The organism is Streptomyces sp. NPDC001100 (genome assembly GCF_053598575.1).
In genome coordinates, this window is the sequence record NZ_JBSFKO010000104.1 from 1 (window position 1) to 1,025 (window position 1,025).

Below are 1,025 nucleotides of genomic sequence, written 5' to 3' on the forward strand. Positions count from 1 at the left end.
TGGGTGAGGTGACGTACGCGGAGGTGGTGCTGGGGGAGGAGCAGCACGCCGATGCCGGTGGGTTCGCCATTCACCCGGCTCTGTTGGACGCCGCGCTCCACGCCGGACTCGTCCCGGCCGACGACACCGCAGAGATGGGGACCGAGCCGCTGCTGCCGTTCGTCTGGTCCGGCGTGCGCCTGTACGCGACGGGCGCGACGACTGTGCGGGTTCGCCTGGTCCCGGCGGGTCGCGACACCTTGACCGTGTACGTTGCCGATGCGGAGGGCGAGCCGGTGGCGTCCGTGGCGTCGTTGGCGCTGCGTCCGGTGCCTGGTGGGCGGTTGTCTGCGGGGGGTGCCGGTGGGGCGGATTCGCTGTATGTCCTGGAGTGGACGCAGGCGGCTCTGAACACCGAAGCGCCGGCTGTGGCAGGTACCTGGGCGGTCGTTGGCGACGACGCACCGTTCGCCGCCTCACTGGTCACCGCCGTTGATGGGGCCGTCACCGTCTACCCGGATGTGTCGACGCTGGCCGCCGCCGTGGCGGAGGGCGCACCGGCCCCTGATGTTGTGCTCCTGGCCGCGCCGGCGCTCGGCAGCACGCCGGTCAGTGTGCCCGCAGGGGTTCGTGACGTGGTGTGTGAGGTGTTGGCGGAGGTCCAGCAGTGGCTGGCCGACGACGCGGTGTCGGGGGCCCGGCTGGTTGTGGTGACGAGTGGTGGGGTGGCTGTCCGGCCGGGTGAGGATGTGCCTGATCTGGCGGCTGCTGGGGTGTGGGGTTTGGTCAGGGCGGCGTTGGCCGAGGCGCCGGGCCGGTTCGCGTTGGTGGACACCGACCGGGACGACGCGTCGGTGCGCGCCCTGCCCGGGGTTCTTGCGAGCGGCGCGGAGCCGGAGTTGGCGGTACGAGAGGGAACCGCGTACCTGCCGAGGCTGGTCCGGGCGTCGGTACCAGAGCCCGCGCTGGAGCTGGCGGAGTTGAACCCTTCGGGCACGGTGTTGATCACGGGTGCGTCGGGGACGCTGGGCGGTCTGATGGCCCGT

At 71.9% G+C, this 1,025-nt stretch carries 1 protein-coding gene; it reads left to right on the top strand.

Annotation, left to right across the window (positions count from 1 at the left end; genetic code table 11):
* Positions 1-8: 8 nt before the first annotated feature.
* Positions 9-1,025: SpnB-like Rossmann fold domain-containing protein (locus ACWDEW_RS48845; protein WP_450522844.1), on the top strand; the 1,017-nt coding region annotated here is incomplete at its 3' end.